This window comes from Paenibacillus barengoltzii G22 (genome assembly GCF_000403375.2).
Classification (GTDB): Bacteria; Bacillota; Bacilli; order Paenibacillales; family Paenibacillaceae; genus Fontibacillus; species Fontibacillus barengoltzii.
Genome location: NZ_KE159653.1, coordinates 1,061,689 through 1,083,401 on the forward strand (window position 1 = coordinate 1,061,689; position 21,713 = coordinate 1,083,401).

General features: G+C 52.3%; 15 protein-coding genes. 3 read left to right on the forward strand and 12 right to left on the reverse strand.

The window, feature by feature from the left end:
• Nucleotides 1-138 precede the first annotated feature (138 nt).
• A complete protein-coding gene (locus C812_RS13230; protein ID WP_016313155.1) occupies nucleotides 139-1,560 on the reverse strand; it encodes a family 43 glycosylhydrolase in 1,422 nt (473 codons plus the stop codon).
• The gene (locus C812_RS13235) at nucleotides 1,557-4,010 is read right to left on the reverse strand and encodes a glycoside hydrolase family 31 protein (protein ID WP_016313156.1); all 2,454 of its coding nucleotides are present in this window, start codon (nucleotides 4,008-4,010) and stop codon (nucleotides 1,557-1,559) included. The genes C812_RS13230 and C812_RS13235 overlap by 4 nt, the downstream gene beginning before the upstream one ends.
• A gap of 115 nt (nucleotides 4,011-4,125) precedes the next feature.
• Between C812_RS13235 and C812_RS13240 the strand changes: the two genes are divergently transcribed.
• Nucleotides 4,126-5,016 (forward strand): helix-turn-helix transcriptional regulator, encoded by an 891-nt coding sequence (locus C812_RS13240; RefSeq protein ID WP_016313157.1) that lies wholly within the window; start codon nucleotides 4,126-4,128, stop codon nucleotides 5,014-5,016.
• Nucleotides 5,017-5,118: 102 nt separating this feature from the next.
• Here C812_RS13240 and C812_RS13245 read toward each other — a convergent pair whose 3' ends face one another.
• The 6 genes from C812_RS13245 to C812_RS13270 form a co-directional block, all read right to left on the reverse strand.
• The gene (locus C812_RS13245; RefSeq protein WP_016313158.1) at nucleotides 5,119-6,261 is read right to left on the reverse strand and encodes a glycoside hydrolase family 88 protein; all 1,143 of its coding nucleotides are present in this window, start codon (nucleotides 6,259-6,261) and stop codon (nucleotides 5,119-5,121) included.
• Nucleotides 6,262-6,283: 22 nt separating this feature from the next.
• Complete coding sequence (locus C812_RS13250; protein ID WP_016313159.1) at nucleotides 6,284-8,104, reverse strand: heparinase II/III domain-containing protein; 1,821 nt, start codon at nucleotides 8,102-8,104, stop codon at nucleotides 6,284-6,286.
• A gap of 42 nt (nucleotides 8,105-8,146) precedes the next feature.
• A complete protein-coding gene (locus C812_RS13255; RefSeq protein WP_016313160.1) occupies nucleotides 8,147-10,012 on the reverse strand; it encodes a DUF2264 domain-containing protein in 1,866 nt (621 codons plus the stop codon).
• A 34-nt stretch (nucleotides 10,013-10,046) separates the two neighbouring features.
• Nucleotides 10,047-10,886 (reverse strand): carbohydrate ABC transporter permease, encoded by an 840-nt coding sequence (locus C812_RS13260; RefSeq protein ID WP_016313161.1) that lies wholly within the window; start codon nucleotides 10,884-10,886, stop codon nucleotides 10,047-10,049.
• Between the two features lie 12 nt (nucleotides 10,887-10,898).
• Nucleotides 10,899-11,837 (reverse strand): carbohydrate ABC transporter permease, encoded by a 939-nt coding sequence (locus C812_RS13265; RefSeq protein ID WP_009226434.1) that lies wholly within the window; start codon nucleotides 11,835-11,837, stop codon nucleotides 10,899-10,901.
• A gap of 99 nt (nucleotides 11,838-11,936) precedes the next feature.
• Complete coding sequence (locus C812_RS13270; RefSeq protein WP_036625428.1) at nucleotides 11,937-13,280, reverse strand: ABC transporter substrate-binding protein; 1,344 nt, start codon at nucleotides 13,278-13,280, stop codon at nucleotides 11,937-11,939.
• Nucleotides 13,281-13,503: 223 nt separating this feature from the next.
• On the opposite strand from C812_RS13270, the gene C812_RS13275 reads away from it, so the two are divergent.
• Both C812_RS13275 and C812_RS13280 read left to right on the forward strand, forming a co-directional pair.
• On the forward strand, nucleotides 13,504-15,333 hold the full coding sequence (locus tag C812_RS13275; RefSeq protein ID WP_016313163.1) for a cache domain-containing sensor histidine kinase: 1,830 nt from the start codon (nucleotides 13,504-13,506) through the stop codon (nucleotides 15,331-15,333).
• 53 nt (nucleotides 15,334-15,386) lie between these two features.
• The gene (locus C812_RS13280) at nucleotides 15,387-17,009 is read left to right on the forward strand and encodes a response regulator (RefSeq protein ID WP_016313164.1); all 1,623 of its coding nucleotides are present in this window, start codon (nucleotides 15,387-15,389) and stop codon (nucleotides 17,007-17,009) included.
• Here the strand turns inward: C812_RS13280 and C812_RS13285 are convergent, their stop codons facing one another.
• From C812_RS13285 to C812_RS13300, 4 genes are all read right to left on the reverse strand, one after another.
• The gene (locus tag C812_RS13285; protein ID WP_016313165.1) at nucleotides 17,010-17,981 is read right to left on the reverse strand and encodes an ABC transporter permease; all 972 of its coding nucleotides are present in this window, start codon (nucleotides 17,979-17,981) and stop codon (nucleotides 17,010-17,012) included.
• Nucleotides 17,982-18,402: 421 nt separating this feature from the next.
• Nucleotides 18,403-19,491 carry a Gfo/Idh/MocA family protein gene (locus C812_RS13290; RefSeq protein ID WP_016313166.1) on the reverse strand — a complete coding sequence of 363 codons (1,089 nt, stop codon included), beginning with the start codon at nucleotides 19,489-19,491 and terminating at the stop codon, nucleotides 18,403-18,405.
• Nucleotides 19,488-20,522, reverse strand: a complete 1,035-nt coding sequence (locus C812_RS13295; protein WP_016313167.1) for an AraC family transcriptional regulator — start codon at nucleotides 20,520-20,522, stop codon at nucleotides 19,488-19,490. The genes C812_RS13290 and C812_RS13295 overlap by 4 nt, the downstream gene beginning before the upstream one ends.
• Before the next feature lie 38 nt (nucleotides 20,523-20,560).
• Nucleotides 20,561-21,550, reverse strand: coding sequence for a Gfo/Idh/MocA family protein (locus tag C812_RS13300; RefSeq protein ID WP_016313168.1), 990 nt, complete (start codon nucleotides 21,548-21,550; stop codon nucleotides 20,561-20,563).
• Nucleotides 21,551-21,713: the final 163 nt, after the last annotated feature.

Sequence of the window (21,713 nt, forward strand, 5' to 3'; positions counted from 1 at the left end):
TTGTTAATAGGTTACTCCCTGACGAAGGGACAGAGTAAGCCAACATTTTTAAGAAAGCGTTGTCATTTTTTAATATCTATCTCTTATCCGATGATAAAAAATACTCCTTCCTGTTAACAGAAAGGAGTATTTAGCTCATTACTCAAGGGTAAAGGAGGCGAAGCTTGCACTTCCTTCACCTTTAAAGGTGAAATACAACGCCTGCACACCGTCAGGAATACGGATGTCAGCGGAGTACTCCGTCCAAATATTTGCAAACTGAATCGGAATTTCTCCGAGAACAGGGCCGTCCCAAGCCGTCTTGATTTCAAAGACACCCTTGGAGTATCCCCGTACTTTGATTTTCACCTTCTTGATCCCTTGGCAATGAAAGTACTTGAAGCCAGCCGTGGCAGAATCCGTCATATTGGCGATATAACCGACCTCTTCATCCCCATCTTTCCCATCCTGAGTAATCTTGGGGAATCGGCTGTCCAACCATGCCCCCGAACCAAAACCGCCAGTATACACCGCTTCATCCTTACAGAACAGATTGCATGCTAGATAAGCAGGATATTCCCCTTGTCCGAGCAACGGCCCTCCATTGGGGCCGCAAGATGTCATTTCCGCCTGCGGGATTGTCCCATCCTCCCGGAAGACAATCGGTTCGATGCAGCCTTGTCGGCAGTACGCCGTACCATTGGTATGACGGTGATAAAAGATATACCACTTATCGCCAATTTGCTCGATGCTTCCGTGGTTATTTCCGCCGTAATACATCGGCTTCTCCGCCGGTTTGTAGGTATCGATATGCAGATCGTTATTGCTGATGATCACGCCTTGGTAGACAAAGCCGCTGGTCGGGGATTTGCTGGTTGCATAACACAACTCGTGCATCACGATTGAAGAGTATATGAAGTAGTAAGTGTCCCCTCTTTTGCGGATCGAAGGCGCTTCAAAGAATTCATGTCCTTCAAATCCGGTGCCCTGGCTGTAAGGCTCGCTTGGCGCCACAAATACCGGCTCTTCCACGATCGTCAGCATGTCCGGCCCAAGTACCGTCGCCATGGCTCCATGTCTTGATCGATCACCAATAGCGCAGAAACCGGTGTACAAATAAGTCCGATCGCCTTCCGTCAACACACCTGGATCAAACTGCGGTTCATCGCCTGCTCTTTCCCCTAACCGTTGGCCGTCGGCATAATGGACATACCCGTAAAACTCATATTTTCCGGCAGGAGTGTCACAGACGGCAACGGAAACGACGGAAACCTTGTCGAGAACATAATAGAGATAATAACGCCCATCCGGTCCACGCGTGACGTCCGGCGCAAACAGGTTCATCCGCCCATCCGGATTTAAAGGGTCATCGGTTTTCTTGTAAATCACGCCTTCATAGCGCCAGTCGCTCAAGTCGTCCACGGGGGCGGACCAACATACATAATCGTTTAAACAAAACACATGGCCGTTAAAACGATCATGCGATCCATAAACGTAAACTCGGTCGCCAAAGACATACGGTTCTCCGTCCGGGATATACTCCCAGGATGGGAGGTAGGGGTTTAGTCCTTGTTTTTTCATAACACTTCATCTCTCCCTTGAACTTTGAATTCGGTCGCCTGAACGACGACTGGGGTTCCTTGATAAGAAACGACGATTTGACCCGCTCTCCCGGCAATTTCCACCATGAACTGTCTGTGCTCCGGCATCCCTGGAAAGCTGCCGATGCGTTGCCCTATCGTCAATCTGCGGTTCGTATCGTCCCAGCTCATCTCGATCATCGAATAAGCGCCATTCTCGTAATGATAGGTGTCCCCCTCATCTTCGTAGAGCGTAAAACTTCCATCTTGGCCGGGATATACTTTCAGCAGAAGCATCGCTTCCGGTTGTTCCCCCGTGTGTTGGACATCTGGCCCCATGGGAATGATGGATCCGGCGCGCACGAAGAGTGGAAGCGTATCCAAATCCGCTTTCGCATCGATCGTCTTCCCGCCCTCAAGATGTTCATCGGTCCAAAAATCATACCAACCTCCACTCGGCAGGTAGACTTGTCGCATCTTCCTCACATCGTGAAGCTTACGGGAATTGGGTCCATAATACATCGCGGTTGTCACAGGCGCAACAAGAAAGGCAGGTCCAAACAAGAACTGGTCATCGATATCATGTACTCTCGGATCTTCCCGATAATCAAAAGCGAGTACTCGATACATCGTATAGCACCGGTGTGCCACCGCCCCCGCAAGCGAGTAAATATAAGGCATCAGCCTATAACGAAGCTTCAAATATTTGACCAATGCTTCGTAGAAGAGATCCCCTGGTTCACCAAATCGCCAGATCTCTCTAGGCGTGTCCGTCCCATGGGAGCGGAAGATCGGGAGAAAGGCTCCAAATTGGAACCAGCGGACATACAGCTCGCGGTATCCCAAATCCGCAACTCCCTCGTTGTAATCGCCGTTCCAGAACCAGAGATTCTCTTGGTTCCGAACGAAAAATGCACCAATATCCATCGTCCAGTAGGGTGACCCGGTCACACAAAAGTTAAGTCCATCTGCAATCTGTTTCCTCAAGGTCTCCCAATTGGCGGATATATCTCCTGACCAAGTGATCGTGCCGTAGCGATGCTGGCCTGCATAGGCAGAGCGCGTTAAATTCACTACGCGTTTATGATCGGTTACAGAGCGTTGACCTTCATAAATTCCTTTGGAATGCAGCAATGAGTAAGCATTGATATATTCCGGATCAAGATAACGCTTCGCTTCAGCCGTATTGATCAGCATTCGCTGTTCAGGCTCCGGCTTGACCTGTCCTGTCCAATCCGCTTCAAACGGTTCAGTGCAGTCACACCACCATGCATCGACTCCATGGGAGAATAGCCCCGCATGAACCTGCTCCCAATATAATCGTCGGGCTCCATCTGTGAACGCATCATAAGTGGCCTGATTTCCCAGCAGATATCCATGCTCGCTCATCTCTCGATGGTTATCGCCCCCTTCTTTCATAATCGGCCAGATCGATACCATCAGCTTGACGTGTAACGAATGCAACTGCCGCATCATTTCCGAAGGGTCTGGAAAGCGCTGCGGATCCAATGTCTTTTGCCCCCATAGCTCTCCTGTCCAGGACTGCCAATCCAGGACGATCCCATCAATCGGCAGCTCTCTCTCTCGATATTCCCGTGCGATATCGATCAACTCTTCTTGGGATATGTAGCGCTCCTTCGATTGGATGTAACCGTATGCCCATTTGGGCAGCATAGGTGCGTCTCCTGTCAAATGACGAATCCCCTCGATGATTTGATCAAATTCCGGACCGTAGATAAAATAGAAATCCATTTCATCGTCCACATCAGTCCATATGTACGACCCAAAGGAATCGTCGTGAAAACTCATTAAAGAATAGCTGTCCATCAGGACACCATACCCTCGGGTAGAGATTAGGGCTGGAACAACCGCCTTCATATTTTGTTGGTACAAATATTGATGTTTGCCTCGAAGATTCATCATGCCCTCTTCATGTGAACCAAGTCCGTACAGCGCTTCGTCCTCCTGCCATTCGAACTCAAGTTTCGTATGGTAGGCGGTCCTGTCAAAAATTTGGTTGCTTCCCTCTGCACGTGCACGGAACCCGTCTGCCCCGCGATCCGTTGCAACTTCACCGGCTGAGACATCAAAAATCGTGCGGTAGACATCGGTACGTTCAAGCGTTTTTCCACCTCGGGGCGGCTCCTTCGTCAGCAGTCTGCCGCCGGCCTCCCAATAGCTAAATGCACAAGTTGTTTTGTTTACTCGGATCGTAAGCAGCTCTGTGGTGATTTCCAGATCGTCTGAGTGGTCTATGATCTTAAATTGCACATTGCTACTCTGCGAGCGCTCCACCGTCATGAAGCTCGGTTTCCTGCTAAAATCCGAATCCAAGGTATAACGAATTCGAGCAATTCTCGGTGTACAAAAGACGACTTGCATGATTCCATTAGTAGTGTCCAATCGAATTCCATTTGCTTCGGCCTGCCATCGAGTCAGCTTCAGAATCATCGCTACCTTTCCTTATAGATTTGCTTTAATATAATGATATTATTGATTTTCTTGGATCATCTAGCAGATAATCCGGTTTTTATATCACAATATTACGATCCTAAGGAGGGTATCCATGTACGAGCATCGTTACCGGGAAGATAAACTGCATGGGGTTCCCGAATTTCCAATGCACATTTACAGGGTAGAGCATCCCGCAGGAGCCCATTCCATTCTCCCCGTTCATTGGCATAATGAAATGGAAATCATCTATTTGGCTCAGGGTTCCGCAACGTTTCGCATCGAAAACCACGAGTTAGCCCTTTGTCAGGGGGAAGCGCTCATTGTTCATCCGGGCGAGCTGCATTCGGGAGTGAACGACCATGAGGCTGTATGCTATTATTCGATTGTTTTCAAATTGTCCTGGCTGTCCTCCTATCAAAACGATCGGATTCAGCAGCTATTTCTCAGGCCTATCCTTCAAGGAACCGAGAAATTCCCCCTCTTGTTGTCCTCTTCTAGAGGGACACCGTCTGAATTGTTGGAGTACATCCGGCAACTCATACTTCGCTTTGAGCATCCGCTGCCTGCCTACGAGTTGGCTGTGAAAGGCATTCTCCTGCTGCTGATTGCCGATCTTCGCCGGTACGGACTCATAGAGAAAAATGATGCTCTCGGATATCCCCATAGACGTAAAGACAACGAGCAAATTAAGAAAGTATTGACTTATATTGAAGAGCATTCCCACGAAAAACTCGACTTGGATCAGCTTGCGGCTGCCGTCTCCCTGAGCCGTTCTCACTTTTGCACCTTTTTTAAGACGCAAACGGGGATGAGACCGATGGAGTACGTCAATTTTATCCGTATCAATAAAGCTGCAGAATTGCTGCGCACAGGGAGATATAACGTGCTTGAGGCTGCCTTGGAGTCAGGATACCAGCATGTAAGTTACTTTTCGAAATGGTTCAAGTTATATATGAATATGACACCTTCTGAATACAAAGCTTCCTATGCATCCGGGTTATAGCCTTCACCTATCACTCATGCTCTGATCATGACAAAAGCTCTGATCCCATCCTTTGATCAGAGCTTAGCATCATTCTAGCTTCACTTGAACCCGATACTTCCCCTATTCCCAGTACGTCGGCCCGCCGCTCTTCAGCCGGGCGAGCCCTTCCACAAAGAAATAATCGCCGTAGATCAGCGGAACATCGATGTTCGTCCCTTGCGGGTAGTTGCTCGTCCCGTGCAGGATCAACCCTTCTTCCCCCGGGTCGTCCCATGCGCCGTAATTTTCGTACAGCGACTTCAGGATGCGTTCACCGGCTTCGCGATACTTCGCGGCAGCTGTTCCCTCACCGCCAAGCTTCTCTGCCAGCAGCAACAGCCCGCTAGCTGCGCAGGCACCGGCGGATGAATCCCGCAGCTCGCGCAGCTCTTCCGGCGCGCGGAAATCCCAAGCCGGCACCTGATCATCCGGCAGTTGATCAAGGAAGAAATCCGCGACCCGCTGCGCAGCGGACAGATACTCCGGCTTGTCGGTATGGTGGAAGCCCAGCGTCAAGCCGTAAATCGCCCAGGCAGCCCCGCGCGACCAGGCCGACTCCGGCGCGTAACCTTGACCGCCTTGCGGTCCAATCCGCTCGCCCGTGACCGGATCGAAGACCACGATATGATAGACCGAGCCGTCATTGCGGACAAAATGATGGAGCACGGTGTCCAAATGCGCTTCGGCAACATGCGCGAACCGGGGATCGCCGCTCTCCCGGGATGCCCAGAACAAGAGCGGCAGGTTCATGCAACAATCGATGATTGCCCAGCCTTCGTTCCGCTCCCCTTCCGTCCACGGATTCCAGGCTCGAATGTAACGCCCCTTCAGGTTAAAGCGCGCCGCCAAATAGTTCGCCGCCTTCAGTGCCCGCAGCCGTGAGGTTTCATTCCCCGTCAGCTTATAGGAAGCGATGCTGGTCAGCGTCCACATGAATCCCAAATCGTGATCCAGCCGCACGTAACCGTCCAGCACCTCATCCAGCTTGGCTTCGCATGCTTGTGCCAGCGCTTTCAATTCCTCCCGGCCGCTTCCTTCATACAGCAGCCACAGCAGCCCCGGCCAGAACCCCGCCGTCCACCAGGCCGGCTCAGCCAGATCGTAGACCCCGCCCTTGCTGGCGTGGGGAAATCCCGAGCCAATTCTCGCCGTGTTTCGCAACGTTTTGTCCAACGACTTCGTCCAGGCCGCTTCCACCCATGCCCTTTCGTTTCCGATATGCATATGATCTCGTCCTCCATTTTCCTTATTGCCGCGCGAATTTAAAAAGAAAATCAACGCCAATTCCCACATCCGGTTGCTTCACCCGAAAATCTAATGCGTACCATACCGCATCCTTCCCGTGATGATCCCGGTAGGTCCGTTCCTCCATCTCCGCCTCCAGTTGATCTGGGTCATAGTACAGTTCCAGCACAAACTGGCCGCGGTGAAGGCGAAGCTGCCCCGGGCGGGTCATCTCCGGCTGAATTGGGCTCACGAACCGCTCAACCAGACTTTCTGGCGCTTCTGTAAAGCGAAAGTCGTCTCGAAGCGTTAAGCTGGGCAGCTCCGTCTTGTTCCAAATCCAACTTCGGTTAAAAGACTGCAGATTATCATCCTCATAGGCGCTGGACAACTCCAAGGCAAACTCGCATGCCTCCGCAGTCATGTCGCAGCGAAGCTTCGACGCTGCCCTTTCCTGTCCCTCCCGCTGCACGCAGCCGTTGATGATCGGCACGGAATGCCCTTGTGAGCCGTTACAGTCATAACGATACCTGCCCTCGCCAAAGTAATCCCGCGTATACTCCCCGCACCCGAGATCGGACAGGAAAAACGCGCCTCCGCCCGCCAGCATGAAATGGCCCAGGTCGTTGTGGTTATGCGATTCGCCGTTGTGCCCGCCTTTTGCGGCAAAACCAAACGTATCCCCCGCGGCAGTAATTCGCGAGATCAGCCAGCCGGCGTCTTCAAACCAAAAGTCGCCGTCTCTCCACTCCGCCGGGCCTGCCGCAGTGCGGTCCCGCCAGATCAGGTTGCGCAGCGCCGGCGCCCAGCGGCTGCAGTGATCCTCGCGGTAATCCGCATAGAGCAAGACAGGCGGAGCCTCGACTTCCGCATACCGCTCCGCAAGGTAATGCGACAGCCCGGGCTGGACGCTCCCGTACGGCAGCGCGTCAGAGAAGTTGGCGACTAGCCGGCCGCCTAGAAAACACTTCTGCTGGAACTCGGCAATTCGCCGCACCTTGTCCTCGCTGAACCAATCCCGCTGCCCCCGGCTTCGCTTTAACAGCAGGTCAGCATAATACACAAAGTAGCCAAACCCATAGTTCCAGTAGCCCAGCCCTTCCGGACAACACCCATCCTCGCCGAATCCCTGCAGATAGAAGCCCATACTGCGCTCGGTTTTCTCTAAGATCCGAGCCAGCCGGGCGTAATCGCGCGGTTCGGTCATCAGCAGCAGCGCAGCCGAACCAATCGAGCCGGCGCAAACCGCCGACCAGTTGTTCGTCAGCTCCTCCCAGTGGTAAGGGCCTTTCTCCAGAAAAGGCTGGAACAGTCGTTCATCCACCAGTTCGGCGATCCGTACCCGCAGCAGCTCCGGCAGACGAGAGCCCATCAGCAAAGATAACTCCGCCAACGCAAACCCCGTCTCCGCCGAGAACAGGTCGATGGTCTCGGAGACCGGACGCTTCGCCTCCACATGTGCGGGCAAGCACCAAGTAAATTCGCTGCAGATCGCCCAGACGGCATCCCGCAGCGCCGCTTCGTAAACCGCCGACTCCGGTTCAAGCAGCGACAGAAAGGCGAAGGTGTTCAGCCGCCGTCGCTTCTCAAAATACACCCGTTCATACTCCAGCCGCGAGCCCTGAACGGCAAATAATGAAAACAGCGAATAAGTCAGCTCTTCCGCCGGGAACTTTAGCAGCCGTTCCCCTTCACTGCGGATCACTTCAAGCTCGACCTGAGCCTCCGACGCTTCACGCAACGATGTCCAAAACGCCAGCCCGCCGCCGGGCGGATAATAATCCTCTGCCTTCAAAGGGATAAGACTTTCGGCCAGCTGCTCCCAGCCCTCGCGAACGGTCATCCGTTTTCCTCCTTCCACCGCAGCCCAAAACGGCGGCGTTGACTAAGCTAAACCAATCCGGATGTCATTGCCGGAGCAGGTTGTGATCACAATCGCCCGCTCCCCAATCGTAAGGTTTAACGCTTCAGGCGCCACCGGCTGCCATTTGGCTCCCGGCGACGGATCGCCGTAAACCGCAGAGGCAAGCAGATGAACCCCCGGCTCCAGGGAAGCAAGGAGCGTGGGAAGAACAGTGCGAGGGTATAGAACGTTCGTATTGGCGTTCGGGCGAATCAGCTCGGCTGATTCGAAGCCAAGCAGACTTTGCACCCCGCTGGCTCCAACGGGACTGGCGGCTCCGGCTGCGATCCGACCAGCTTCCAGCCCCCCTGTCCGTTCTCCCTCTATCCACTCCGCGAGCTCCGTCTCCACCCCCAGCGCGAATCCTCCTTCCGCGATATCCAGCGCTCGCTTCGTCTCGATGCGATGAATCCGCACATGCCAGGGGAGTCCGGCAACGATCCAGGTGTGCACCTCCACGTTCGACCAAGGCTTCCATACCGCATACAGCACGTTATCCTGAATCGATGTCTTCTGATTGCGGCGTCTTACCCGGTACAGGTTCTCCCCGCGTTCGCTGAGTGCCAGCATGGAATCAAACGCACCTTGGGACAATCCCCACTCCGCGCGCGGTACGCTGAACCCAAACCCGGTGGAATACACGAACTTCTCGTATTTTGCCGAGGTATGAGTATGCTCGTTCGTGCCGCGATGACCGGTGTTGAAGGCTACTACGTGGCCGGACGCAGGATCACGGGCCAGCACGAGATGTGCCGGGCGCTGGACCTTCAGCGCCGGCAGCTCCGGCAGCGGCAGCTCCTCCGCCGTCCAGAACGGATGGTCCTCCGGCAAGGCCAGCGGCAGGAACGCTTTCAGCGACCAGTACGGCGAACCAGGCGAATTGTAGTTCTCCGCCATCACCAGGTTCGGATAGGCATAGCCCACGGTGAGCAGCCCATCGGAACTGCGCATGGGCTGACTTAACCACCAGCGCAGATTGCGCAGCACCAGACCTTTGATTACCCCCATCGGCAGCACGTCTACACCCGCATAGGCCAGTGCGCTCCAAAAGGCGGATTGGGCGAAGCGGTAGGTTAAGCTGCGTCCGTACGGCAGCGCGGCACCGTCCGGGGCGAACCAAGCGAGAAACTCGCCTGCGAACATCGCGGCCCGCTCTTTATACACTTGCGCACGCCGCGGATCTTCCTGTTCCATGATCCGTGCGTAAAGCAGCCCGTAATAGTGAAATGCAAACGGGACGTAATAATCGCTGTGTCCCCCAACGCCGTCGCTGTACCAGCCATCTTCCAGATAGAATACGTCCAGCCGGTTTAGATTTCGCTCCAGCTGCTCCGCATCGTAAGGCAAGCCAACTTTACGGAAGCCCACATTCACCAGCACGTTAAAGAACAACCAATTGCAATCGTGACAGGGGTGCTGATTTATCTGATTCAGCCAGCGGTACAGCCGATCACGTTCCTCCGGGTGAAGCGGTTCCCAAATGTGTTCCGGGATCAATGCCAGCGCGTAGCCAAAAACCGCCATCTCCACGAGCCGTTGATCATAATCGCCGACCTCGCCCCAATACTCCGGATGCTCCGGGTTCGTGCCGCAGCGGATGCCGTCCAGAACAACGTCCCATAACTCACTGCTGCCGCCGCCCGCAAGCAACGGTACTAATCCCCACAGCACCCGAGAGAACCCTTCCATCTCCGCTACAGCCGCCGGGTAGGATACCCCGCTCTTGCCAAGCCCAAGCCGGGCGCCGCCTTTACTATAGAACGGCCGTAGGGGATGCACCAGTTCTTCCAACACGTTCACCATGTCGCTGCGCGTTTGGAGCGGGGCATTAACGGTCAAACTATTCATTACTTCAGCTCCTTTCTTCCGAGACTACCATTGATTACCCTTTGATTCCGGACGAGGCCACACCTTGGACAAAATATTTTTGCAGCGCGAGGAAGACGATCAGCACCGGAATGATCGAAATGACGCTGGCGGCCATAATTAACCCATATTCAGCGGAATATTGCGTAATGAACATTCGCAGCCCGATTTGGATCGTTTTGAGCTCCGTCTTGGTCAAGTAAATCATCGGCCCGAGGAAATCGTTCCATGTATTCACGAACGTGAAGATCGTCAACGTGGACAGCGCCGGCTTCGAAAGCGGAAGCATGATTTTCGCCCAGATCCCGTATTCGTTTAGTCCGTCAATCCGTGCTGCTTCGCAGAGTTCATCCGGAATGCCTTGATAGAACTGACGCATCAAGAACACGCCAAAGGCCGAGAACGCCTGCAGAAAAATAATCGCAAGATGGGTGTTGTTTAGCCCCATGGAACGCATCATGATAAACTGCGGAACCATATACGCTTGCCACGGAATGGCAATAGTCGCAATATAGCCGAGAAACAACGCGTGTCTCCCTTTGAACCGCAGCTTCGAGAACGCATATGCCGCAAAGCTGGAAGTCAGCAGTTGAAGCAAAGTAACGATCACCGAAAGCTTCGCGGTGTTGTATATAAACCGGCCGAGCGGGATCCGCGTCCAGATCTCCACGTAGTTCTGCCATCTTGGAGCATCCGGGATCCACTGCATCGGGAACGAGAATACATCCTTATTTAATTTCAGCGAGGACGACAGCATCCACGCGTAAGGAACAAGCATGCATAGTACAACGACCGCGAGTACCAGGTACGCAAAAATCTTGGCAACGGTTTTGACTTGTTTGTTAGCTCCTGTCATTTTTGCATCCTCCTATTGTCCGTACTTCTTCTCGCCCTGGAATTGAATGAGCGTAATCCCCAGAACGAGCAGGAACAGCACGATCGCCATGGCGCTGGCGTACCCGTAATCCAGCGAGCGGAACGCGGTATTATAGATTTGATAGACAAGTACCCGGGTCGAATTGTTCAGCTGATTATCGGCACCGGCGAACAAGTTGATAAAGATGTCGTACACTTTAAACGAGTTGATGATCAGAATCATCAAGACAAAGAACGTAGTAGGTGCCAGCTGCGGGATCGTCACGTTGACGAATCTTTTCCATGGCCCCGCCCCGTCCAGCTCGGCAGCTTCATACAGCTCGGGATTTACTCCCTGCAAACCTGCCAAATAAATGACCATGTAATAACCCATATTTTTCCATACTGTAAAAAGAATGACCGTAAACATTGCCCAATCTTTATCTGCCGCCCAGCGAGGCAAATCCTCAATGGGGATGCCGGTAATCGAGTGCAGCAGATTGTTCACCGGCCCCATCGTGGGGCTGAACACGAAATTCCAAACGGCTGCCACGGCAACCAGTGAAGCGACATAGGGGAAGAAGAACACGGTCCGCATAAAGTTGCGGCCAAACAGCTTCTGATTGAGCAGGATCGCCAGCGCCAGCGCACAAACCATCGTTAACGGCACCACGCCAATCGTATAAATAATGGTGTTCCAGAACGCTTTGTGAAAGGTGCTGTCCTGCAACAGACGAGAGAAGTTACGCAATCCCACGTACTCCATCGGGTTAGCCCCGTCCCATTTCACAAAAGCGAGTACAAACGCATAAACCATCGGCACCAGCGTAAACACGGCAAAGCCGATGAAGTTGGGGGCAATGAAGCTGTACGCCACCAAATGATCTTTGACGTTCTTAGACAACGCGCTTCTTTTAACTGCTTTGGTTCCTAACACGGGTTCATTCTGCATGATTTCTCCTCCAAACCAACTTGTGCTAGAGCATTGGGAAAAAAAGACGGGCTCATAAGGCCCGCCCCTGGCAGCATCGAAATCTCATGCGAGATCAGATTAGTTATTAAGTACCTCTTGCACCCGTTTCTCCATATCTGCCAATCCTTCGTCGATGGTCGCATTTTTCGTCATGATGTTGTCGTGTGCTTCGTTCAGGACGACCTCGATGTCCGCACTCTTCTCATGCAGCGGCATTTCCAGATAAGTTCTCTCGGTCGTGAGAGCTGCTTTGCTGTTCTCGTCCGTTGGGAAGCCGTCCATGGAAGCGATGGAGCTGACCACTTCATCGTTCTTGATCGCCGGAATCGTACCTGTGGATGCGATCACTGCTGCACCTTCTTCACCGGTAACGAATTTCAAGAAATCTAAAGCGGCTTCTTTGTTAGCGGACTTTTGGTTTACAGCCAGTGAAGTAATGGTCCCCAGCGTTGTTCCGGCAGGTACGCCGTCCGGATGCGGATATTTCACGATCCCCCAGTTGGTAGCTTGGGATTCACCGCTCTTCACCTTATCAATTTGCGTGGCGATAAACCAGCTGCCCATGTTCATCATCGCAACGGAGTTATTGTAGAATACGCCGGAATAGTGAGTGCTGGAGGTTTTTAACGTAGCGTAGTCCATCACGATGCCGTCGTCTTGCTGTTTCAGGATTCGTTCGTAAATTGGTTTCAAAAATTGATAATTTCCATCCACGATGCTGTTCTTGCCGTCCAGGATGCCGAACAACTGTACTGCACTGCGCCAAGTGTGGTAGTGCGCGCCGTATACTTTTTCCGAGCCGCTGCCGGACGTCATTTTCCGGGCTAACTCGTCGTATTGATCCAGTGTCATATCGTTGGTAGGATAAGGAACTCCGGCTTTGTCAAACAGGTCCTTGTTATAGTAAACGACCCAGAAGTCACTGCGGAAAGGCAGTGCGAACACATCGCCGTTCATTTGAATTTGTTCTACCGTTCCGCCATAGAGGGAAGTATCAATGCCTTGAGTGTCAATGAAGCTCTTCAGCGGTTCCAGATGGTTCTGCTTCACCAGGTTGACGTAGCCCGGGATGTCCTTGATGGTCAGAATATCCAGGTCAGCACCACCGGAGAGCTGCGTACTGAGCATCGTCATGTAGTCGGTAGAGCCAAGGTCAACATATTCGATCGTTACGTTCGGATGGTCTTTCTTATAAGCGTCGATCAAAGGCTGGTAGTAAGCAGTGGCTTCCCAATCCCACAGCGCCCATTTCAGTGTGACCGGCTTATCGCTCGTCTCGTTGGAAACGCTTGCAGAATTGTTCGTTTGAGGCTCTGTGGTATTCGCTTTGCCTGAGTTTCCGTTGTTGCCGGAACAACCTGCCAGCAGACCTATAAGAAGAACGGCCGCCAAGGTAATACCGAATATTTTCTTTCGTCTCATCTTCAAACCCCTTTTCCTCCTGTTTTGAACTTGCAGATCGGCAGCGCCGAATCCTTAGGTTCATGGTATCGAAATCTAAAATGAAAGGGCATACATTTTTACGTTCTTTTCCTACACTTTTCTATTTGGTTCTTCAAGAAACGAATGAAAAGCTGTAAAATCATACTCAAAAGATGTAAAAATGGTTGTTTATGAACCTTACCGCTACCGATGATGTCAACTCATGTTATTGTTATCTATATCGGTTAAAACTCGCATTGATCTTACACCGGATGAGGTGATCGACACGCGCGCAAGAAAAGCCACTATCAAAAGCCGGATTATCCTGATCATGACCGTGTTTGCCTTGCTGATCGCAGGAATTCTGTCTTTTTTCAGCTACGAGCTGATCTCGTATTTTCAACGCAAAACCACCATTCAGGCGACAGAATTTAACCTGCAGCTCGTCTCTCATATCATCGATCAAGATTTAAATAACTTGTATACTTTGGCTTTGACCAGCAGTACGAACTCGCCTACCAATCAGCTGATTCAGGACTATTTTATCTCACCGGAAGCCAGCGCCAAAGATCGGCTGAATGCCTTCTTGTCAATGCAGGAGGACTTCCGGGTGAACCGGTCCAACAGCTACGTGCGACGCCTGATCATCACGGATCACCAAGATAAGTTCATTCAGGTCGACAATTCTGGAAGCGCTTCAGTTCCGTTGAATATTCATAATATAACCCAGCTTCCCGGTCTGGTCCCAGATGCGAAGGAAGCTTGGGAGCGCGTGATCCAGGACCCGTTCTCCCGCTCCAGCGGCATCCCCATCGTTCTGCCAATTTACGGTGAACGGGCTGCACGCATTGGGACGGTCTATCTTCTGGCGAACACCTCCGTGATCACCGATAAGCTTAAAGGCTACAGTCTGCCGGAGGGCTCGGAATTGCTGCTCTCCCTTGGCAGCCAAACGTACCGGATCGAAGGGGACAAAGTGCAGGAAATCGAAAGCCCTTACACATTGTTGCCGTATGATCAAAGTGAAGCCACCGGGGCGCTCACCAAGCTCGAATGGATGGAGCAGGACGGGGAACGCCTCATCTCGGTGTCCTATCCGGTGCGGGAAGGCGTCAGACTCGCCCAGACGCTGGACAAGAAGCAATTTGCTCCACAGCTCAACGCTTGGCTGCTGCTAATGATTGGCGTTTCTGTGCTGGTGCTGGCATTAAGCGGATTTATTATGTTGTATTTAACCCGCACCATCAGCCTGCCCGTAGAGAAGCTGCGCAAACGGATCGATAAGATCGCGCAAGGTAATTTCTTTATCGACCGGAATATTGAATGGAACAGCGAGCTCGGGGATGTGGGACGCGGCATCAATCGGTTGTCCCAGGATATTTTGACGCTGATGGAATCTCGTGTCGCGGACGAGAAGCAGAAGCAGGAACTGGAATATCGCATGCTGCAAAGCCAGATCAGTCCTCATTTTCTCTATAATACCCTGAACTCGATAAGATGGATGGCTACGATTCAGAACGCTACGGGTATCGCAGATATGGTCACCTCCTTATCGCGGCTGCTGCGCAGCATCGCCAAAGATCAACGCAAGTTGGTTCCGCTGCAGGAAGAGCTTAGCCTGATGAATGACTATTTCCTCATTCAGAAATATCGCTACGGCGGCACGATTACGATGGATCAAATCATTGATAACGAGGAGCTCCTTTCCAGTCTGGTTCCCCGCTTTACACTGCAGCCGCTGGTGGAGAATGCGATTTTTCATGGAATCGAACCGAAGGGGCGCGGCAACATCACGGTGTCTGTGGCCAAGAGCGGGTATGACATGCGGATTACGATTGAGGATAACGGCGTGGGAATGAGTGAAGCCCAAATTGAGGCGATTTTGTCCAAGCAAGAAGAACCCGGCTCCAAAGGCCTGTTCGAAAATATCGGGCTCCGCAGCGTACACGATCGGCTGCGTCTGACCTTTGGGGATCGATACGGCCTCTCGATCGAAAGCAAGTTGAACGAATTTACGAGAATGCATTTGCTGTTGCCCTGCCGGAAGTCTTGACCTCCAACTTTGACAACTTGTCGCTATCGTAAACCACGGGAGGAAGTGATCGTATGATTAAAATGCTGATTGCCGATGATGAGGCACTCGTCTGTATCGGCCTGCAGTCCATGCTCAAATGGGAAGATTATCAGATCGAAATCGTGGGCATCGCCCACAACGGTGCTCAGGCAGAGGAAATGATCGAATCGTTGCGTCCTGACCTGGTCATTTCCGACATTAAGATGCCGGTCAAAACCGGTCTGCAGGTCGCTGAATCCGTACGCGACAAATATGGCCGGATACCGCTCTTCATCTTCTTAACGAGCTATGAGGAATTTGAATACGCACGTCGCGCCATTCATCTTCAGGCAGCGGATTATTTAGTCAAGCTGGAGCTAACCCCGCAGATCCTGGCCGAATCCGTCCAGAAGGCCGTTGCCATGTTGGGGGAATACCAAACCGTGGAGAGTTACCCGAGTATGCTGTACCGCAGCAATTTACATGCGCTGCGCGATAAATTTTTTATCCGGCTGTTTAATCAGCTGTTCGAGAACAAAAATCAGTTCCTGTTGCAACGAGACGATCTTGAGCTGGATTTATCCGCTCCTGCCCACCTCGTCTGCTCCTGCCGGATTCAGGGACCGGAGAGCGTCCCTCCGCGCGGGGATAAGCTGGTCGCTTTGTGCTCCAGCACGGTGCAGATGGCTAAGGATACACTCGCCTCGTCGCGCCCCTGCTTCGTAACCAGCCTGGATTTGCGGAACTTTGCAATTGTGCTGCCTCTGTCAGATCCAGATCCGACCCACTGGATGCCGGATGTGGAGGAGCTCCTGCACCATATGGCAGAGGTGCTCCATTCCTATTTCAATGTAAAAATCATCGGCGCGGTTGGGAATGCCGTGGAGGACCCGTACCTGCTGCATGAAAGCTACCTGGCTGCCCGGCGGGCGTTGCCGTTTGCCCTCGATCAGCAATCGTTTGTCTTCTTCACCCAGAGCGAAGCGGAGAATCTCGCTTCCCCAGGAGTCGATGCCATCGTCTCCCGTTCGGAGATCCGCCGCGCCTTTGAAGAACTGGATACCCACGCATTGCACACCATGATCACGAATCTCATTGATCGGTTTAATGGCCGGCCGGAGTTAGTTGTACCCGCTACCGATGCGGCTTGCAATATTTTATATATGGCCACCTCTTTGCTGGCAGACGGCGAGAACGTGGTTGAGCAAATTTTCGAGAATGAGCCGGAGGGGTATCGCGCGATCTATAAAAAGCAAACAACCCAAGGCGTGATCGATTGGCTCGTGCAATTCCGGGACGGTTGCTGCGAAATCCTGTCTTCCCGCAAGCAAAGTTACAAGGAGCAAATCGTGCGGAACGTGCAGGACTATGTGAAGCGGAACTTGAACAGTAAGCTGTCCTTAAATCAGGTGGCGGATGTTTTTAACTTCAGCCCCAATTACTTAAGCCATCTCTTCTCCAAAACGGCCAAAATCAATTTCGTGGAATATGTCACGGAGACTAAAATCGCAGCCGCTAAGGAAATGATGGTTCGCGGTGAAGGCCGCATTTATGAAATTTCGCAGAAGCTGGGGTATGAAAGTGCGTTTTATTTCAGCAAAGTGTTCAAAAAAGTAGAAGGCATATCGCCGCGGGAATTTATTCAGCGCATGAACAGCTCGCTGCCTTCCAGCTGATCAACGCCGCAGAACGCTTTTTCGATGAATCTTCACCCGAGGATCGACAATTGTATAGAGCAGGTCAGCCAGAAAGTTGGCAACCACCACAAATGCAGAGATGATTAAGATGATCATGAGCAACACGGGATAGTTCCGGGATTGCGCGGAAAATACCGCCAAGCTTCCTATACCTCCCCAGTTAAAAACATTCTCGACCACCGCGGCACCCGATATCAGGGTCGGCAAATCCAGCATGATGATGGTAATGACGGGGACTACAGCGACTCTTAATGCATGTCGATAGGTGACTCTTCGTTCCGAGGCCCCTTTCGCGCGGGCCAGACTCAGAAATTCGGAAGGCAGCACCTCAATCATGCTGGTGCGAACCATTTTCATATAATAAGCAATCAGTCCGATCGTAACTGTGGCCACGGGGAGAACCATGTGGTAGATAAGATCAACCCAGTCCCCTTTTTTGTTTGGAGCATGCATGCTGCTTGGCGGGAACCAGAACAATTTGAAGGCAAAGATCTCCTGCAGCCAGTGCCCCAACACAAACACAGGAATGCTGTAACCAACCAGGCTTAGGATCAGACCTAGTTTATCCGACAGCCCATCTTGTCGTTTACTGTTATAAATGCCCCACGGTATGGCAATCAGCAAAGCAATGAGAAATGACGTACCCAATAAGTAAAAGCTATTCCAGAAATATCCCCAGATATAACTACTAATCGGTGTGTGATAATAATCCAGACCAAAGTTTCCACGCAGAAGGTCATTGACCCACCGGAAATATTGCTGGTAGATCGGCAAGTCCAGACCAAAGAGATGCTTCTGTTCGTTCGCATATTGAATTTGCTCTTCGGTCATCCCAATGCTAAGGGTCCACATATTCCCTGGCATCAGGCGCATCGCACAAAAACAAACGCTCATAACGATAAATAACACAAACACCGATTGAATAGCTCGACGAATCAGATAAGTCCACATTTGCATCCTCCCGAACCCCAATTTGTCACTTATTCTAACATAGATCATTTGAAATATGGCATTTATTTTTGTAAATCAAGTGTTAAATTTTCAAAGTTTTCATAATATGTTAGATGAAAGAGAGTTCCAAAGACGATGTAAAACCAGCACTAAAGCAAAATTTGTTGATTAATAGGTTATTTGCATTGCCTCACTGCGTCTTTTTCTCTTCACAACTCCATCGTGATTATGTCAGAATACTTCCCATAGTTAGAATGGCTGTGTTATCTTAAATATCCCACCTTTTCCATGAGATTCCTTATATTATTCAACATGAAGCCGGTTGAATCCTGCATTCCCCCTCATTTTCTGCGACATCGCATAAACAGCCCCTGCCATGAAGCGCAGGGGCTGTTGAGATAAAACGAATATAGATGAAAGATTAATCATTCCGCGGGAGTTCTACAGACACCTCGCGCCCCGCTTCAGCGGAACGCAGCACGCCGTCGATGATCGCTTGTTGGATCAAAATCTGCTCGCCGGGGATTGGCGCAGGACGACCGTCGCGCACCGCTTCAGCAAAGTCCCGGACCTTCTCATCGAACAAGTTCAGTTTGTGCTCGATAAGTGGAATCGGCGTCTGAGTATTCCGACCGTATTCGTCGTGGTACAGCGTAACCGATCCTACCGCACCGTCCCATACACCGGACCAAGGACCGCTGCCTGCCGGTGTAACCTTGAGTCCCGCATCGGTACCGAGGAACATCGTTGCGCCTAATGTGTCCATGTGCATGGCCCAGGAGATTTTGAACTGCAACACTAGATCGTTCTCGAAGCGAACCATCGCCACACCGAAATCCTCCACTTCAAACTTGGATGCTTCGGGATGGTAAAGCGGATTGCGGCCGAAATGGTTCGACGTAAAAGCAGATACCGTGAGCGGGCGAGGATAACCCAGCGTATTTAACGCCATATCCAATGAGTAGCAGCCGATATCCGCCATCGCCCCGGCCCCAGCCAGCTTCTTGCTGATAAACGTGCCTCCCGGCATTCCACGCCGGCGGCCGCCGCCCGTCTCGGCGTAATAGACCTTGCCTAACCGACCGGATTGCACAATTTCCTGCAACAGCTTCATATTCGGGTCATAGCGGGGCTGGAACCCGATCGTCAACATGTTGCCGGTGTCGCGGGCCACTTGCGTCATCTCCAGCGCCTCGGCCAACGTGACGGACATCGGTTTTTCCAACAACACTTGCTTGCCTGCCTTCAGCGAATCCACCGTTGTCTCGTGATGTGAGACGTTTGGCGTACAGATGCTGACGGCGTCCAGCTCTTGCTCGAGCAGCTTGCGATGGCCGTCATAGGCTGCCGCTCCGTCCAATTGCAGCGCCTCCACGAAATCCGCGGCTTTGCCGGGAATCACGTCGGCGACTGCCACGATCTCTACGAACGGAAGCTTCCGGTAAGCCGATACGTGGGCTTTGGCAATTCCGCCGCTTCCGATAATGCCGATACGTACATGTTTACTCATATGCTCGCTTCCTTCTCTCGTTTGGAATGGGGCGCCGAATGCTCGCCCGCATGCATTTTGCGGTACGCGCTTGGCGTTACTTCATACTTGCTCTTGAACACTGGGTACAGATAGTTTGGATTCGCGAAACCGTGGGCAATGGCGATCTCCTCAATCGCTTTGTCCGTCAGGAGCAGGTCCGAACAGATCGCGGTCAGCCGCGTATGCTCCAAATAATCGCGGAACGTCGTCCGCCCTTCACTTCGGAAGATCCGCTGAAGCTGCCGCGGGCTGATCCCGATGGCTTCTGCAACCTGTTCCAGCGAGATCGGCATGCTCTCGTTGTCCTGAATATATTGCGTGGCCAACTTGTAGCGATGGAAGCTCATATCCCGCTCAGGAATTCCCGTTCTGTCATCGGCCCGGTCCAGCACGCGAACGGTGCGCAGCAAAATCTGCACGATTTCCTGCTTCAGCAGCGTGTAGAAGCCAATCGGTTGTTCCTCCAAAATACGATACGCTTCCAAAAAACCACTCATCGCGTGGAACCGATCAACGACCGGTGCAACAGGCAATCGATCCAACGAGGTGATACACTCCTCCGCCTCCGCTGCCTCCAACTCGTCTCCCCAGCCGCCAGGTTGGCTGTCCGCCTCCAGCGGCTCGATCTCTAGATGAAGGCATAGCTCATACATCGGATCTTCCGGGTCTGACTCCTGGTAATGCACCAGATCCGGTCCGGTCAAATAGAACATCCCCTCGTGGAGATCATAGGTCTGGTCGACGAGAATGACTTTGCCTTTACCTTTCGGAATATAATGAAATTCATAGCCCGAGTGCTTATGAAACTGAATGATATGTCCAGGAGGAAACGAGGCCAGATGGCAGCGCAGCACGCGAATGCCGTAATCCCCCCAGCGGAATTGCAGCTCCAGCCGGTCGAGTGCATCCTGTCTTTCCGCCATTCTGGCGTACGGAAAAGGACTCGCGCTCCCCGCCGTTTTACGGTCAGTCGGCTTCTTCCCTGTCGATTCGCGATGATCTGCCCGCATCTTGATCCCTCTTTTCCTTCAATGGTCATCCTTGATGATTATTCAGCCAGTTCGTCGATCCGGATCGGCCGGCCTTCCGCTACCGAGCGATTCGATGCTTCCATGAGTTTAGTCAGATCCACAGCCGCTGCGATATTGTCCGTCGCCTCGGTGCCTAGTTTGATATGTTCCACCCATTGGCTGAATGCATAAGGTAATCGGTCATCCAGTTCCAGCTTCTCCCACTGTTCGCTGCCGCCGTTGTAACGAACGACTGGAACTTCATCCGGGAATCCGTACAACAGCGTGCCTTCCGTTCCGTGGAGCTCGATGGAGAACGGCGAGTGGCTGTTCACAAAGCCCGCTTCAACGATGCCAATCGCCCCTTCCGCATAACGCAGAATGGCTACGGCGTTGTCTTCAACTTCCTTCCCTGTCACATAGCCGAAATTCGCACTTACACTCTCTGGCATCCCCAAGAAACGCCGCACCAGGTACATCGGATGGCAGCCCAAGTCGATAAGGGCACCGCCGCCACATTGCTCCTTCGAGAAGAAATGTTCAGGCAGCCAGTTCGCCGTCGCGCCGTTATGCGACAGCCGCACCCGCGCCATCGTCAGCTTGCCGAGCTTACCGCCTTGGAGCACCCGATCAATCGTCTGCGTGTAGCCGTCATACAGGCGCGGCAGCGAAACCATCAGCTTCACGCCCGCTTTCCGAACCGCAGCGAGTATATCCGAAACTTCCTTAGCCGTAGGGGCGATAACTTTCTCCGTGAAAATATGCTTACCTGCCTCCGCCGCCTTCACCATGACGTCGCGGTGCATATTCGTTGGTGCATCCACAATAACCGCGTCGATGTCGTCCTGCGCGAGCATCTCATCCAGCGAAGCATAGTACGGTACTCCGTACTGCGCCGCTTTGGCTTGCCCGCGTTCGGGAAGTTCATCCCAAATCGCGGCCAGCTCTGTCTCGGGATGCTCTAGTGCCTGCTTCGTGTAATCTTCTGCATGAACGTGCCAATAGCTGATTTTGCCAATGCGAATCATTTGTTAGTAAGCCTCCTTGGCGTTTGACTTAAAATATACGACAACATAGACAGATTACACAACTTTTATAGCCATTATAATGAGTTTTCGTGCCATTTGAACTATAAATTGACGACATGGTGATAATCGTGGATTGGATCCCGCTGTAATCTACACGGAGCGT

What these genes read in the sequence shown, in the direction of transcription:
- C812_RS13265 (WP_009226434.1), bottom strand. Translation starts at nt 11,837, where the DNA reads ATGCAGAATGAACCCGTGTTAGGAACCAAAGCAGTTAAAAGAAGCGCG.
- C812_RS13270 (WP_036625428.1), bottom strand. Translation starts at nt 13,280, where the DNA reads ATGAGACGAAAGAAAATATTCGGTATTACCTTGGCGGCCGTTCTTCTT.
- C812_RS13240 (WP_016313157.1), top strand. Translation starts at nt 4,126, where the DNA reads ATGTACGAGCATCGTTACCGGGAAGATAAACTGCATGGGGTTCCCGAA.
- C812_RS13280 (WP_016313164.1), top strand. Translation starts at nt 15,387, where the DNA reads ATGATTAAAATGCTGATTGCCGATGATGAGGCACTCGTCTGTATCGGC.
- C812_RS13235 (WP_016313156.1), bottom strand. Translation starts at nt 4,010, where the DNA reads ATGATTCTGAAGCTGACTCGATGGCAGGCCGAAGCAAATGGAATTCGA.
- C812_RS13275 (WP_016313163.1), top strand. Translation starts at nt 13,504, where the DNA reads ATGTTATTGTTATCTATATCGGTTAAAACTCGCATTGATCTTACACCG.
- C812_RS13295 (WP_016313167.1), bottom strand. Translation starts at nt 20,522, where the DNA reads ATGCGGGCAGATCATCGCGAATCGACAGGGAAGAAGCCGACTGACCGT.
- C812_RS13300 (WP_016313168.1), bottom strand. Translation starts at nt 21,550, where the DNA reads ATGATTCGCATTGGCAAAATCAGCTATTGGCACGTTCATGCAGAAGAT.
- C812_RS13250 (WP_016313159.1), bottom strand. Translation starts at nt 8,104, where the DNA reads ATGACCGTTCGCGAGGGCTGGGAGCAGCTGGCCGAAAGTCTTATCCCT.
- C812_RS13260 (WP_016313161.1), bottom strand. Translation starts at nt 10,886, where the DNA reads ATGACAGGAGCTAACAAACAAGTCAAAACCGTTGCCAAGATTTTTGCG.
- C812_RS13245 (WP_016313158.1), bottom strand. Translation starts at nt 6,261, where the DNA reads ATGCATATCGGAAACGAAAGGGCATGGGTGGAAGCGGCCTGGACGAAG.
- C812_RS13255 (WP_016313160.1), bottom strand. Translation starts at nt 10,012, where the DNA reads ATGAATAGTTTGACCGTTAATGCCCCGCTCCAAACGCGCAGCGACATG.
- C812_RS13285 (WP_016313165.1), bottom strand. Translation starts at nt 17,981, where the DNA reads ATGTGGACTTATCTGATTCGTCGAGCTATTCAATCGGTGTTTGTGTTA.
- C812_RS13230 (WP_016313155.1), bottom strand. Translation starts at nt 1,560, where the DNA reads ATGAAAAAACAAGGACTAAACCCCTACCTCCCATCCTGGGAGTATATC.
- C812_RS13290 (WP_016313166.1), bottom strand. Translation starts at nt 19,491, where the DNA reads ATGAGTAAACATGTACGTATCGGCATTATCGGAAGCGGCGGAATTGCC.